This window comes from Klebsiella sp. K-Nf6, assembly GCF_002806655.1.
In the GTDB taxonomy this organism is placed as follows: Bacteria; Pseudomonadota; Gammaproteobacteria; order Enterobacterales; family Enterobacteriaceae; genus Klebsiella; species Klebsiella variicola.
The window spans coordinates 42,587-56,290 of the sequence record NZ_PIBN01000001.1 but is presented as its reverse complement, the minus strand read 5'-3'; the positions used below and the strand labels follow the sequence as shown (position 1 = coordinate 56,290).

At 58.0% G+C, this 13,704-nt stretch carries 13 protein-coding genes; 12 read left to right on the top strand and 1 reads right to left on the bottom strand.

The window, feature by feature from the left end; translation table 11 throughout:
- The first annotated feature begins 64 nt into the window (after nt 1-64).
- Nucleotides 65-1,213, top strand: coding sequence for an efflux RND transporter periplasmic adaptor subunit (locus CWM61_RS00295; protein WP_074385856.1), 1,149 nt, complete (start codon nt 65-67; stop codon nt 1,211-1,213).
- On the top strand, nt 1,210-4,335 hold the full coding sequence (locus tag CWM61_RS00290) for an efflux RND transporter permease subunit (protein ID WP_100630424.1): 3,126 nt from the start codon (nt 1,210-1,212) through the stop codon (nt 4,333-4,335). The genes CWM61_RS00295 and CWM61_RS00290 overlap by 4 nt, the downstream gene beginning before the upstream one ends.
- Here the strand turns inward: CWM61_RS00290 and CWM61_RS00285 are convergent.
- Nucleotides 4,271-5,224, bottom strand: coding sequence for an AraC family transcriptional regulator (locus CWM61_RS00285; protein WP_074385858.1), 954 nt, complete (start codon nt 5,222-5,224; stop codon nt 4,271-4,273). The two genes, CWM61_RS00290 and CWM61_RS00285, sit on opposite strands and share 65 nt — an antisense overlap.
- A gap of 407 nt (nt 5,225-5,631) precedes the next feature.
- Here CWM61_RS00285 and CWM61_RS00280 point away from each other — a divergent pair, with 407 nt between their 5' ends.
- From CWM61_RS00280 to CWM61_RS00235, 10 genes are all read left to right on the top strand, one after another.
- Nucleotides 5,632-6,525, top strand: coding sequence for a transporter (locus tag CWM61_RS00280; RefSeq protein WP_074385859.1), 894 nt, complete (start codon nt 5,632-5,634; stop codon nt 6,523-6,525).
- Nucleotides 6,526-6,585: 60 nt separating this feature from the next.
- Nucleotides 6,586-7,068, top strand: coding sequence for a group I truncated hemoglobin (locus CWM61_RS00275; RefSeq protein WP_100630422.1), 483 nt, complete (start codon nt 6,586-6,588; stop codon nt 7,066-7,068).
- A 136-nt stretch (nt 7,069-7,204) separates the two neighbouring features.
- On the top strand, nt 7,205-8,719 hold the full coding sequence (locus CWM61_RS00270; RefSeq protein WP_049139565.1) for an amidase: 1,515 nt from the start codon (nt 7,205-7,207) through the stop codon (nt 8,717-8,719).
- 24 nt (nt 8,720-8,743) lie between these two features.
- Entirely contained in the window at nt 8,744-9,352 is a 609-nt protein-coding gene (gene nthA / locus CWM61_RS00265) for a nitrile hydratase subunit alpha (RefSeq protein WP_061154603.1), read from the top strand.
- A 15-nt stretch (nt 9,353-9,367) separates the two neighbouring features.
- Entirely contained in the window at nt 9,368-10,021 is a 654-nt protein-coding gene (nthB, locus tag CWM61_RS00260; RefSeq protein WP_100630420.1) for a nitrile hydratase subunit beta, read from the top strand.
- Nucleotides 10,018-10,485 carry a nitrile hydratase accessory protein gene (locus tag CWM61_RS00255; RefSeq protein ID WP_100630418.1) on the top strand — a complete coding sequence of 156 codons (468 nt, stop codon included), beginning with the start codon at nt 10,018-10,020 and terminating at the stop codon, nt 10,483-10,485. The genes nthB and CWM61_RS00255 overlap by 4 nt, the downstream gene beginning before the upstream one ends.
- Nucleotides 10,482-10,691: a CbtB domain-containing protein gene (locus CWM61_RS00250; RefSeq protein ID WP_100630416.1), complete on the top strand. Its 210-nt coding sequence runs from the start codon at nt 10,482-10,484 to the stop codon at nt 10,689-10,691. The genes CWM61_RS00255 and CWM61_RS00250 overlap by 4 nt, the downstream gene beginning before the upstream one ends.
- 10 nt (nt 10,692-10,701) lie before the next feature.
- Nucleotides 10,702-11,457 carry a CbtA family protein gene (locus tag CWM61_RS00245; RefSeq protein WP_063266847.1) on the top strand — a complete coding sequence of 252 codons (756 nt, stop codon included), beginning with the start codon at nt 10,702-10,704 and terminating at the stop codon, nt 11,455-11,457.
- A 6-nt stretch (nt 11,458-11,463) separates the two neighbouring features.
- Nucleotides 11,464-12,051 (top strand): histidine phosphatase family protein, encoded by a 588-nt coding sequence (locus CWM61_RS00240; protein ID WP_100630414.1) that lies wholly within the window; start codon nt 11,464-11,466, stop codon nt 12,049-12,051.
- A gap of 180 nt (nt 12,052-12,231) precedes the next feature.
- Nucleotides 12,232-13,701 (top strand): alpha/beta hydrolase, encoded by a 1,470-nt coding sequence (locus CWM61_RS00235; protein ID WP_100630412.1) that lies wholly within the window; start codon nt 12,232-12,234, stop codon nt 13,699-13,701.
- The last annotated feature ends 3 nt before the right edge of the window (nt 13,702-13,704 follow it).

Here is a 13,704-nt window from a genome sequence, read left to right as displayed (position 1 = left end):
AACGTCGAATCTTTCTCGACTAAGCGCGCATTTAATAACGCCATCACCTTTATGGAGCGGCGTTATGTCAGATGAATTTTTACTCTCCCTCCGCCACAGTCTGCACCATTTGTACGACGTGGCGCGCACCCTTTCCTGGCTGCACTTTCTTCCCCTGACCATTCTTTCGGTAGTGATTTTTCTGCTGCCCGGATGCGGGGACAACCAGGGTAATAAGACTGATCCTGTGCGAACGGTGCGCTACGTTGTTGTTGGCTCAGCGCAAACCCTTCCCGCGCTGGAAAGAACCGGAGAGATCCATGCGCACGATGAAACGATTCTGAGCTTTCGTACCGGCGGCCGGATAGTGACGCGTAGCGTCGATATTGGCGATCGGGTCAATGCAGGGCAACTGCTGGCCACGCTTGAAAATACAACCAGTCAGAATCAGCTCGATGGCGCACAGGCTGATTATGAAGGAGCCAAAGCCTCTGCTCAGGTTGCTGCACTTAACGTCAACCGAATGCAAAAGCTCATGCCAACAGGCGCGATTGCCCGCACACAGCTCGATACCGCCCGCGCAGACTGGCTTGTCGCCCGCGCGCGTTTAAAAAACAGCGAGTCCGCGTTGCGTAATGCCCGGGAAAGCCTTGGCTGGACGCGTCTGATTGCGCCGCGAAGCGGCGTGATCACCGAAGTAAGCGCCTCTGCGGGTCAGGTGGTCAATGGTGGTCAGTCGGTGTTGACGCTGGCGACCGGTGAAGCCCGCGATGTGGTGTTTGATATCGCTAAACCCGAGGCGATCCCGCCACAGGAACAGGCTGGCTTGCGAGTTTCCCTCCTCAGCGACCCGTCGGTGCAAGCGTCCGCCGCGGTAAGAGATATTAGCCCGCAGGCCGATCCTCAGACCCGCACATGGCGCGTCAGGGCTACCCTGCAAAACCCACCGCTGGCAATGGCGCTGGGCGCCAGCGTCACCGTCACGTTACCCGCAACGGGTCCGCATGGATACGCCCTTCCCGCTTCAGCGCTGAGCCGCGTCGACGACAAACCGGCGGTTTATGTGATTAACCCACAATCGCAGGCGCAGCTTCGCGTGGTGGTGCCAGCATACTATACCGCCACCTCGGTCATTATCTCCGGCGGCCTTGAACCAGGCGACCGGGTGATTACCGCCGGCGTGAGTAAATTACGCTCCGGCGAGCCGGTGATTGCCGGGGAGTGCGAATCATGAAACCCGTATTGAATGAGAAATTTAACCTGTCCTCCTGGGCGCTAAATCATCAGCAGATGGTCAGTTTCTTCATGCTGCTGATCATTGCTATGGGCGCGTTCTGTTATGAGAACCTGTCACGTAACGAAGATCCGGCGTTTACGATTAAAACGGCCGTTGTTTCTGCGCAATGGCCCGGGGCATCCGTAACGGATACCACCCGACTGCTGACCGATACGCTGGAAAAAAAGCTGCAGGAAACCCCCTGGCTTGATTATCTCGAAAGTGAAACCCGTGCCGGGAGCTCCGTTATTCATGTCAATCTCCGTGACGATACCCCGCCGCAAAAGGTGCCGGATATCTGGTATCAGGTACGTAAGAAAATGCAGGATATTGCCCCCTCTTTGCCAGAAGGCGTTCAGGCCCCCGCCGTCGACGACGAATTTGATGATACGTTCGGTACGATTTATGGCTTTATACCTGAGGGCTATACCCTGCGGGAGGTACGGGACCGTGTTGATACAATCCGCCGGGAGCTCATGTCGTTACCGGATATCGGAAAAACCAGCCTGCTGGGTGAGCAGCAGGAACAGATAGTTCTCTCTTTTTCTCCAGCGCGTCTGGCAGGTATGGGGTTGAACATCCAGCAGGTAGCGGATGCCCTCAGGGCACAAAATGCGGTTGTCCCGGCAGGTATGATCCGCACCGGACAGGAAAATATGGCGATAAAGGTCAGCGGGGAACTGACTTCTGAAGCGAGCTTACGTGCCGTCACGTTGCATATTAACGATCGTTACCTTCCTCTGACGGATATTGCCACCGTTAGTCGGGAAAACGCCGAGCCTCCCCAGCCGGTTTACCGGGTCAACGGCAAACCCGCCATCGGGCTGGCTATTTCGATGGCGCCGACCGGTAATATGCTGCGTTTCGGCGCCGCGCTGAATGCAAAAATGCATGCCATCAGCGTCACGCTGCCGCACGGTATTGAGATGGTCAAGGTTGCCGATCAATCAGCGGTGGTCAGCGACGCCGTAAGCGGGTTTATCCGGGTGCTTATCGAAGCCGTGGCGATCGTCCTGGCCGTTTCGTTTGTCTCGCTGGGTTTACGAGCCGGACTGGTAGTGGCTGCGGCCATCCCACTGGTGCTGGCCATGACCTTTACGGGAATGATGCTGGCAGGAATAGGTCTGCAGCGTATTTCTCTCGGCGCATTGATTATCGCGCTGGGCCTGCTGGTCGATGACGCCATGATCACTGTGGAAACCATGGTCTCTGGTCTGGAAGCCGGGGATTCCCGCCGGCAGGCGGCGACCCGGGCTTTTAAAACGACCGCATTTCCGATGCTGACGGGCACCCTTGTGATGATTGCCGGGTTTATTCCCGTGGGATTTGCTGCGTCCAGCGCCGGTGAATATTGCTTTTCCCTGTTTGCCGTAGTGCTCATCGCCCTGCTGTGCTCATGGGTTGTCGCGATCCTGTTTTCACCATTAACCGGGACGTGGCTGTTATCTGACAACATCAGACAGAAGGCGAAAGGTCCTGGACGGATGGCCCGCGGATACCAGTGGCTATTGCGCAAGGCGTTGCGTCACCGCTTCGCCACCGTGTGTATTGCTCTCATTGCGCTTGGTCTGTCCGTTTACGGAACAACCTTTATGCAGGGGGAGTTTTTCCCCGCCTCCGACAGGCCAGAATTGCTGGTAAGCCTGACGCTACCGGCAAATGCCTCGCAGTCGGAAACGCAAAATACGGCTGAAAAGCTGGAGAAGGCCCTGGCAGGCAACCGCAACGTTGATCGCTTTTCGACATACGTTGGGTCGGGAGCGATCCGTTTTTACCTGCCTATGGATGTGCTTCTGGCAAATGAAAATATCGCCCAGATGGTGGTGGTAGCTAAAGATCTTAAAGCGCGGGATCGTCTTCATCGACAGTTAAACAGGATACTGGCTACGCGCTTTAGCGACATCATCACGCGCGTATCGCCCCTGGAACTTGGGCCCCCCGTCGGCTGGCCAGTCAAATACCGGGTGAGTGGGCCAGATTATCTGAAGGTCAGGTCGATCGCGAACCGCCTGAGCGATGTCATTGGCCGGTCTCCCTCCTCCCGCGAGGTTAATCAGACGGCAGGCGAACCGGAGAGAGTCATTACCCTCAAGGTCAATCAGACCGCAGCCCGGGCTGCGGGCGTGTCGTCAGAAAGTCTGGCCCGGATGCTCAATACCGTCTGGTCCGGCAGTATAGTCACGTCGGTTCGCGATAATGACCGTCTTGTCGATGTGGTGCTCCGGGCCAGGGACAATGAGCGTCTTAACCTCGCCACCTTCTCTTCGCTGACTGTTCAGGGGAATGACGGGAAACAAATTCCCCTCAGCGCCTTTGCCACGCCAGTCTGGGGCGTGGATGATCCGGTTATCTGGCGTCGACAGCGTTTGCCTTTCATCACCGTGCAAACTGACCTCGCCCCGGGACTTCGCGCCGAAGCAGTATCCGCAGCGTTGCGACCAGCGGTAGACAGGTTGCGCGCGGAACTGCCTGAAGGCTACAGCATTGAAGAAGGGGGCGCGGTTGCTGAATCTGAAAAAGGTAATAGTTCGGTCTATGCGGTTCTGCCGGTGACACTGGTCATCATGCTCTTGCTGTTGATGCTCCAGTTGCGCAACTATTCCCGTATGGCGTTGGCTATACTGATGGCCCCGTTTGGTTTACCGGGTATCGTGCTGGCTATGTTACCTGGCGGAACGCCAATGGGATTTGTCGCTCTGCTTGGCGTGATTGCGCTCGCTGGCATGATCATTCGTAACGCCGTCATACTGATTAGCGAGGTTGACAGCAATCTTGCTCAGGGAATGGCTAGCGATGCCGCCATTATTGCGGCAGCAGAGCATCGTGCGCGCCCCATCTGCCTGACGGCCTGTGCCGCCATTCTGGGAATGATCCCCATCTCTCATCAGGTATTCTGGGGACCGATGGCCTATGCGATTATCGGGGGACTACTGGTTGCCACGCTGGTTACACTGACCGTTTTACCGGCATCGTTTAGCCTGTTGTTACACCTGAGAATGACGTCCTCAGGCGAGTTCACTGCTTCTTCGGCAGCAGAGAGCGAGGAGAAATGCCGAAGGCTTTGCGGAAGGCATGGCTGAAATGAGAGAAATCGGAGAAGCCGAAATCCAGCGCCGCCTGGGACACGCTACTGACTCGTCCACGTTCGATAGCCTCTCGGCTAGCCTGCAGCCTCTCCTGCCAAATCACTGCCATCGGCGTTTTTTTATGGCGGGCGAAAGCACGCGTGACGGTACGAACGGAAACGTGGTGCGCCCGTGCCAGGCTTTCGATGTTCAAATCGGGATCGACAAGTTGCCGCCGGATGTAGTTCATCATCCGGGAATACAGATCGCGCTCAACACCAACGTTGTTCAGGTCCTGTAACTCCAGGCTCAGCACCAGCAGATCCAGCAACGTCTGGGAGAAGCGGCCGGAGATATCCGCTGTGTCCAGACAGGCGGGCATCGCTGCCGCCTGACGCAGCATTTCGCGCAATGGGATCACGCCCGGGCGGCGGTCGTCGAGCACCATCGCGGTGAGGTGTTCGACCCCAGGTAAATGACAGCTCAGCAAATGGCGGGGGATCCGCACCAGATGATTATCGCGCCCGCCAAGACTGAAGCGGAATGTCTGGGCGGCATCGTAGAGCACCAGACTGTCCGCTGCCAGCGTCGCCTTGCGTCCCCCCTGTTCAAGCTGACCGTATCCATCCTGCATATACCCCAACCACAGATCGTCGTCGGGGCCCTGGCGCAAATAACGGGCCGTGCGATCCCAGCTGTGTAGCGGCGCGGACAGTGAACACATATCCACCAGACCCACTCCACGTACCGTCAGCCGTGCATCAAAGTCGACCCCAGCCAGAGGGGCGCTGGCTGCTGGAATACAGTGACGTAACACTACGTCGTTCCAGTACTCGAAGCGGCGCGACTCGCTAACGCCAACGGTTGAATAGTGGAGACTGCCCGCAGACTGCATGCTATTCATTATCATTCACCTCGCGCCGGGTATTCCGCCAAAACGACAGAAACGTTTCCGCAGACAGCAACTATCATGCCAACGAGCTAATACACCCTCTTTCTGTTACGCCGATCGGCGCTAAGTTACCGGGAAATATCACTGAAAATCCGCGCCCCCCTTTTCTGCTGGCATATAGGGCGTCGAATAGCGGGACGACAAAACGTGGAACCGCACCCTAAACGTGCGGCGTCTGCACTATGGCGGACCATCACACGACGAGGGGCAGGCCCGCAACCGAATGTCCCTTCCAGCCAAACGACTGTCCTGCTGAAGCAAGTACGCCGCAAATTTCTCCCTAGTATCAGTAAGCGTAAGGTCTTCCGGCCACACCGTGCTCCGGACATAACACGACATCAGACAAGAGGGGGAACGTCATGACTTTCAGTAACGCTACGTTTCGCATCAGCCTGGCCGCCTGCACACTGTGGCTGGCAACCGGCCCGGCCCACGCGGTCGATCTCAATTCGCAGGACCTCATTCCAGCCCCCGCCGGCACCGATGCCATTCTGGGATATTTCACCTACGCGACGAGAGATAGCTTCACCCCGACCGGGGGCGGCGAACTTAAGCAAGAAACCGGGCTCGACTCCTTCGTCAGCATCTTTCGTTACGTTCATTACATGGACGTCGGTGGCTTTACGGTTGCGCCGCAAGTGCTGCTGCCATACGGACGCCTCTACAATGGCTCACTAAACGGCGTTCGACTTGATTCAGCCAGCGGCCTGGGCGATCCCATCCTTGCCGCGCCGGTCTGGCTGGTCAACAACCCCAGCACAACCTTCGCCATTGTGCCTTACCTGTACCTCCCCGCGGGCTCCTACGACGCCGGACGCACGCTTAACGTCGGCGAAAATCGCTGGAAGTTCGACCTTCAGCTCGGCGGCGTGCAGCAGCTGGGTAACGGTTTCGCCACCCAACTGTCCACGGACGTGATGTGGTATGGCGTCAACGACGACGCCTCGGGCATCGGCACCGGTCGACTCAAGCAGGACAACACCTATCAGTTTCAGGGCTGGGTGACCTGGGCGCCGCCCGCCGATAAGAGCTGGACCCTGGCCGCCGGTTATTCCCAATACTGGGGCGGCAAACAGCAGCTTGACGGTATCGAGAACGGACAGGCGACGCGCGTCGATCAGGTACGGCTGGAATTATCGAAATTCGTCACCCCCACGGTGCAGGTACAGGGTCTGCTCCAGCGCGACCTCAACGTCGATGGCGGTTTTAAGGAAGATCTGCATACCACCCTGCGCGTGATGAAACTGTTCTGATGCGAATCGGCACAGAGACATCCCCAGACTCACTACTCACCCGCAACGGAGAAATCCATCATGACCGATCAGCAGCAAAAACCCACACTCTATGAACGTCTCGGCGGTTATGACGCCGTTTACGCTTTCGCAGGGGAAGTGTTGAAGACCTGTATGAAGCATCCCGATCTCGGCCATATCTGGGCGCACGTATCCGAATCGTCGTTCCAGAAAGAGCATATCAACTTTGTCGATTTTCTGTGCAAGCACTGGGGCGGCAACACGGTCTACCGGGGACGAGATATGGTGACCGCGCACCGCGGAATGGGGCTGACCGAAGTGCACTGGAAAGCCGTATTCGAGGCTATTGATGAATGCTACGAGAACTTCAACGTTCCGCAGGATATCCGTGAAGAGGTCACCGCATTCCTGACCCAGTTCAAACCCGCCGTCATCGGCAGCCCATCATACCGGGATGTGGTACTCGCGCACCCTGACATGGACGTCACCAAAGGGATGAAAAGCGTCGGCATTCACTGGCCGAAAACAGATAAACCGTCTTAACCGAGGACGGACATCCGCGCAACAGGCGGGTGTCCGTCTCAGCCAAATGACTGACCTGCACAACCATGTAGTGATGACATTTCGGGCTTATGTTGAAGGCAGGTTGCATTGGCAAACACCATACAAAGGGAACTCCATGGCTATTGAACGTCCTACCATTGAACAACTGCAAGCGCTCGCCAGTCGGCTAAACATACGATTGACGCCTGCGCAAGCCGAAGAATATCTGGCGCTGATGCAGGCCAATTTCGACGCCTATGATCTCATCGACGCCCTGCCCGATGAGATCCCCGCGGTGCACTACCCACGCGCCGCCGGCTATCGTCCTGAAGGCGACGAAAACCCGCTTAACGCCTGGTATTACAAGACCGAGGTAACAGGTGCAGCAACAGGTAAACTGGCCGGCCGCACCGTGGTGCTCAAGGATAACATCGCGCTGGCTGGCGTACCGATGATGAACGGCGCCTCGACGCTGGAAGGCTTCGTCCCCCTCTACGACGCCACCGTTGCCACCCGACTGCTGGATGCTGGCGCGACTATTCTCGGCAAGGCGACCTGCGAGCACTTCTGCTTGTCGGGAGGCAGCCATACCTCCGATCCGGCGCCCGTGCATAACCCGTTGCGCCGCGGCTACTCGGCCGGTGGCTCATCTTCTGGCAGCGCCGCTTTGGTCGCTTCCGGGGAAGTCGATTTGGCCATGGGCGGCGATCAAGGGGGCTCGGCGCGTATTCCCGCCGCATGGTGTGGCCTCTATGGCCTGAAACCGACCCACGGTCTGGTGCCTTATACCGGCATCATGCCGATCGAAGCCACTTTCGACCATACCGGGCCGATGACCCGCAGCGTAAAAGACAATGCCTTAGTCCTTGAGGTCATTGCCGGCGCGGACGGATTGGACCCACGTCAGTATGCTCCCAAAGTGGAAGCCTATACCGAGGCGCTCGGTAAGGGAGTCCGTGGCTTAAAGATCGGCATTATGGCCGAAGGTTTTCAGTTGCCGAACCTGGATGCGCGAGTCGCGGAGAAAGTTCGCGCTGCCGTCGCCCGTCTGCAGGAATTAGGCGCGACGGTCGGCGAGATTTCGGTACCGGAGCATAGCCTGGCGGGTGCGCTCTGGTCCCCTATCGGCTGCGAGGGGCTGACCGCGCAGATGATGCATGGCAACGGCATGGGCTTTAACTGGAAAGGACAATATGACGTGGCGCTGCTGGACAAGCACGCCCAGTGGCGTGACGACGCCGATGCGCTTTCCCCATCGCTGAAGATATGCATGTTCGTCGGCCAGTACGGGCTGGAACGCTACCATGGCCGCTACTATGCCAAGGCGCAGAATATCGCGCGTCGCGCGCGTGCGGGCTATGACCGGGCGCTGGCGGACTTCGACCTGCTGGTGATGCCCACTGTACCGCTTGTCGCTCAGCCATTGCCGGAACCTGACTGCTCCATTACCGAATACATCTCCCGCGCATTTGAAATGATCGGCAATACCGCGCCGCAGGATATTACCGGCCATCCGGCAATGACTCTCCCTTGTGGGCTGGTCGACGGCTTACCGGTAGGAATGATGTTGGTAGGACGCCACTTCGCCGAAAGCACCCTTTATCAGGCCGCCGCCGCATTTGAAGCTTCCGGCGACTGGCGGATGTTTTAACCCTTAACCATCGGGAACCATAAAATGAGCCATCAACACGACCACGACCATACTGAACCACCGGCGGACATCGAGCTACGCGTCCGGGCGCTGGAATCCCTGCTACAGGAGAAAGGACTGATTGACCCGGCGGCACTGGATGAACTGATTGACACTTATGAGCACAAGGTCGGCCCCCGTAACGGCGCGCAGGTGGTCGCTAAAGCGTGGAGTGATCCGGAGTATAAACGTCGGCTGCTGGAGGACGCCACAGCCGCCATCGCCGAGCTGGGTTTCTCCGGCGTGCAGGGTGAAGACATGCAGGTAGTGGAGAACACGCCGGACGTGCACAACGTGACCGTCTGTACATTATGTTCCTGCTACCCCTGGCCGGTGCTGGGTCTGCCACCGGTGTGGTACAAATCGGCCCCCTATCGCTCGCGTATCGTTATCGACCCGCGCGGCGTTCTGGCCGAATTCGGGGTAAACATTCCAGAAAGTAAAGAGGTGCGCGTCTGGGACAGCAGCGCGGAACTGCGCTATCTGGTCCTGCCAGAACGTCCGGCGGGTACCGACGGCTGGAGCGAAGCGCAGCTGATCGAACTGGTCACCCGCGATTCCATGATCGGCACCGGCCTGGTCGCCGCGCCATAATAAGAGGAGAAAACCATGAACGGGATACATGATCTGGGCGGTATGCACGGCCTCGGCCCGATCCTCAACGAGGAAAATGAGCCGTATTTCCACCATGAATGGGAGCGCCGGGTATTTCCGCTGTTCGCCTCGCTGTTCGTCGGCGGACATTTCAATGTGGATGAATTCCGCCACGCCATTGAACGCATGGATCCAGCCCACTACCTGGAGGCGAGCTACTACGAGCACTGGTTGCACGCATTTGAAACGCTGCTGCTGGAAAAAGGCGTGATCACCGCCGAAGAACTCTGGGGTGGCTCGACCCCTGCCCCCTGCGCGCCAGGCACGCCGGTGCTGACGCAGGACATCGTCGCGATGGTTGTCAGTACCGGTGCCTCCGCGCGCGTCAGTCACGATGTTGCTCCCCGCTTTAAGGCCGGAGACCGGGTTCGGGCAAAAAACTTCAACCCAACCACCCACACCCGCCTGCCGCGTTACGTGCGCGGGAAAATCGGCCGTATTGAGACCGATCACGGCGTGTTCATCACGCCGGACACTGCGGCGCACGGTCTGGGCGAACATCCTCAGCACGTCTACAGCGTCAGCTTCACCGCACTGGAACTGTGGGGCACGCCGCGCCCGGACAAAGTGTACATCGATCTGTGGGACGACTATCTGGAGGAAGCATGAGCACTGCGACACAGCATGATTACGCCGCCGTCGGGTTACCCCGCGACGAGGAGGGGCCGGTTTTTGATAAGCCCTGGCAGGCGAAAGCATTCTCGCTGATCGTCCATCTGCACCGGGCGGGGCTGTTCCCGTGGGCAGAATGGGTACGGACATTCAGCGAAGCGATCAAGGCGGCTCCGGCGCAACCCGGCGAAAGCGTGAACGATGCCTACTATCGCCAGTGGGCGACAGCAATGGAGAACATGATCACCACCCTCCACCTGACCGCGCCGGATGACATTGCCCGACGGACTCAGGAATGGCGGCTGGCGTATATCAACACGCCGCATGGTCAGCCGATCGTCCTGGCCAATGCCAGCTGTCCGCCAGCGCATCACCACCACTCGCTTCCACTCGGCGTTCCGGTCACGGTGAGCCCGGCACAATCTTCCATCAGCCAAATTAACAACGGAGTCACATCATGAGCGATATCACCCTTACCGCCAACACCCCGGCCACTCCGATACCGGTCGCGGCGCTGTTGCCCTGGGCACTGTTTACCACCCTGCTGGCGCTGTTAGCGATCTATTTCGTCGGTGCGGAACAAGGTGCGACGTCGATGTTTTCCGGCACCCAGGTGCATGAATTCTTCCACGACGCACGCCATCTGCTGGGTTTTCCCTGCCACTGAGGAGGCGGACATGATTGGAAAACTATTATTCAAGGGGATGATAGCAGGCATTCTGGCTGGACTGGTGGCATTTGCCTTTGCACACCATTTCGGCGAGCCGCAGGTCGATCGCGCTATCGGGATTGAAGAAAGTCTGGCCGCGCATTCACACCAACACAGCGCGTCGGCTGACGGCGGTGAAGAAGAGGTGTTTAGCCGTCAAACCCAGTCCGGGATTGGGCTAATGGCCGGCATGGTGCTGTTCGGCGCAGCGCTGGGCGGCGGTCTGGCGCTGAGTTGGGCCTTTAGCTATCAGCGCTTCGGACCATCGAACCCGCGTCTGTTAGCGTTAGGTCTGGCGCTGGTCGGCTTTCTGGTGATGAGCCTGATGCCTGGTCTGAAATACCCACCCAATCCGCCCGCGGTCGGTAACCCGGAGACCATCGGCTATCGTACCGAACTGTACTTCGTCATGATGTTGCTTTCCATCGGCATCGTCATCGCGGCCGCGTGGTTATCACATCAGCTAATACCGCGCCTCGGCAGAGGGAATGCGATGATGTGGGCAACGCTGTTCGCGGTGGCGCTGATGCTCGTGGTTTGTGCCCTGATGCCGACAGTGAACGAAGTGCCCGAACACTTCCCGGCGGACCTGCTATGGCGTTTCCGTATCAGCTCCTTCGGCACGCACCTGGTGCTCTGGGGCGTCATCGGTGTGGCGTTCGGTGCCTTAGCCGAACGCACGCCGGCGACAGGTGTGCAGCGCCCAGCCTTCCGTCGCGGTTAACACATCATGAGAGCGTCGCTAACGTTGATTTGTCAGGGAGAAACGGCTGCGTCCAGAGGTTCACATTTCCCCTGTGATGACCCTCTGGAGGCGCGGGAATGGCAGCGGGCGCGTCAGTTACAACGCCGTGTCGCCCGTTGTCACCGCGTCTGGATCTCCCCGGAGACCGCCGCCCGACAAACTGCCGCAGCGCTCTCTTTACAGGGTACCCCGGTGATGGAGCTGGCGGAGCCCGACTACGGCATCTGGGCCGGTCGGCCAGTACGTGAGGTGATGACGCAAGACGCCGACGCTTTCCTGGCCTGGCTGGAGGGCGATCCGCCGCCGGGCGGAGAGTCACGTGCTCAGTTGCTGGCGCGCTGTGGCCGTTGGCTGGCAAAACACGTCGATATTCCAGGCCGACACGGTGTAATTGCGTCGGCCTCCACTATCCGTGCCATGCTCCTCAACGTTCTCGGCGCCCCACTTCACTCATTTGCACGTATCGACGTCCACCCGCTCAGCATCACCGAGTTGCGCAGTGACGGACGGCGCTGGAATTTTTGTTTATTAAGAGATGATATAAATGGCGAATGTTCGACGGTGTCCCGCTGAAACCGTCAGCCAGTAAGCGCTTGGCCATTGATGGATCCGTCCACTGGTCTTGCATCGCTAAACCCAATGCCATAGAACCGCTCAGCGCGCTTCACGCCCCGTCCTGCGTAAAAAAGTAAATCTCCCTGACCATGTTTATTTATACTCAGAAAACATGTCATTAAGAAAGGAAGCAACGCGTTGAAATGGGTAACGTGGTTAAAACGTATCGGGTTATCCCTGCTGCTGTTGATCGTTGGCGCTCTGGGACTACGCCTTTATGACATTCAGCGCGGACCCGAGCTGCAGCTCTGGCATACCTGGGTTCCGCATGAGATGGACGCGGATGAAATCGACAATGCTGACTGGAACGATTACATCAAAAAAGAGAATGCGCTCTTCAGTGAGGTAAAACGCCAGGTTACCGATAAGCTGGACGCTGAGCAGCAAACCGAACTGAACCGTTACTATCGTCACAGCCCCATCTATCCGGACTCGTTTCCAACCAACTGGAATCGGTCATATATCATGATGCCGGATGGCAAACCGAAAGGCGCCGTGGTGTTGCTGCATGGTCTGACAGATACGCCCTACAGCCTGCGGCATATCGCTGAAAATTACCGGCAACAGGGTTATGTCGCCATCGGTATCAGATTACCAGGCCATGGGACGGTTCCCGCCGGGCTGACCGATGTGGACTGGCAGGACTGGCTTGCCGCCACGCGCCTTGCGGTGAGAGAAGCGAAACGACTGACGGGTAATGATGCGCCCCTGCATATCGTCGGATTTTCCAACGGCGGCGCGCTGGCAATGAAATATTCGCTGGACGCGCTGGATAATGCCGAACTGGCAAAACCCCAGCGGGTGATCCTGATTTCTCCGATGATCGGTATTACCAGCTTCGCGCGTTTTTCCGGCCTCGCAGGCTGGCCCGCGTTTCTTCCCGCCTTCTCGAAAGCCGCATGGTTAAACATCATGCCCGAGTTTAATCCGTTCAAATATAACTCCTTCCCGACGAACGCCGCCCGGCAGTCCTTCCTGCTGACCAAAGCGCTGCAAAAGCAGATAGTGACTGACTCGAGAAATCACAGGCTTAACAGCTTACCGCCGGTATTGACCTTTCAGTCCGTTGTGGATTCAACGGTCAGTACGCGGGCGATCGTGACGGCGCTGTATAACCGTTTGCCGGAAAATGGCAGTGAAATTGTCCTCTTCGATTTGAATCATGCCGTCAGGTTTAATTCATTATTACGCCGGACGTCTTACACCGCGCTGGCACGGTTGCTGCCCGCGCCGCCCCGCGCTTATCAGACCACGATCATCACTAACGCGAATTCAGCCAGTACCGATATGGAAATCCGCACAACACCTGCCGGGAAAACAGACACCGCAGTGGAAAAACTGCAGGGAATGCGCTATTTGCCGGACGTATACTCCCTTTCTCATGTCGCGCTCCCCTTCCCGTTAAGCGATTCGCTGTACGGGCGCTATCCCCATCCGCTGAATCAATATGGGATCAGCCTCGGCACGTTTGCAGCTCGCGGCGAGCGTTCGGTGCTGGTTGTGGGTCTGGACTCGCTGATGCGTCAGTCTTCCAATCCGTTCTTTCCCTATATGATTAAACGAATTGACGAAGGGATCGACACTCGCACGGATGTCTCCGGGAAGTAGCAC

Coding starts and splice junctions, on each gene's coding strand:
- CWM61_RS00275 (WP_100630422.1), top strand. CDS start 6,586: ATGACCGATCAGCAGCAAAAACCCACACTCTATGAACGTCTCGGCGGT.
- CWM61_RS00285 (WP_074385858.1), bottom strand. CDS start 5,224: ATGAATAGCATGCAGTCTGCGGGCAGTCTCCACTATTCAACCGTTGGC.
- nthA (WP_061154603.1), top strand. CDS start 8,744: ATGAGCCATCAACACGACCACGACCATACTGAACCACCGGCGGACATC.
- CWM61_RS00245 (WP_063266847.1), top strand. CDS start 10,702: ATGATTGGAAAACTATTATTCAAGGGGATGATAGCAGGCATTCTGGCT.
- nthB (WP_100630420.1), top strand. CDS start 9,368: ATGAACGGGATACATGATCTGGGCGGTATGCACGGCCTCGGCCCGATC.
- CWM61_RS00270 (WP_049139565.1), top strand. CDS start 7,205: ATGGCTATTGAACGTCCTACCATTGAACAACTGCAAGCGCTCGCCAGT.
- CWM61_RS00280 (WP_074385859.1), top strand. CDS start 5,632: ATGACTTTCAGTAACGCTACGTTTCGCATCAGCCTGGCCGCCTGCACA.
- CWM61_RS00255 (WP_100630418.1), top strand. CDS start 10,018: ATGAGCACTGCGACACAGCATGATTACGCCGCCGTCGGGTTACCCCGC.
- CWM61_RS00290 (WP_100630424.1), top strand. CDS start 1,210: ATGAAACCCGTATTGAATGAGAAATTTAACCTGTCCTCCTGGGCGCTA.
- CWM61_RS00250 (WP_100630416.1), top strand. CDS start 10,482: ATGAGCGATATCACCCTTACCGCCAACACCCCGGCCACTCCGATACCG.
- CWM61_RS00240 (WP_100630414.1), top strand. CDS start 11,464: ATGAGAGCGTCGCTAACGTTGATTTGTCAGGGAGAAACGGCTGCGTCC.
- CWM61_RS00295 (WP_074385856.1), top strand. CDS start 65: ATGTCAGATGAATTTTTACTCTCCCTCCGCCACAGTCTGCACCATTTG.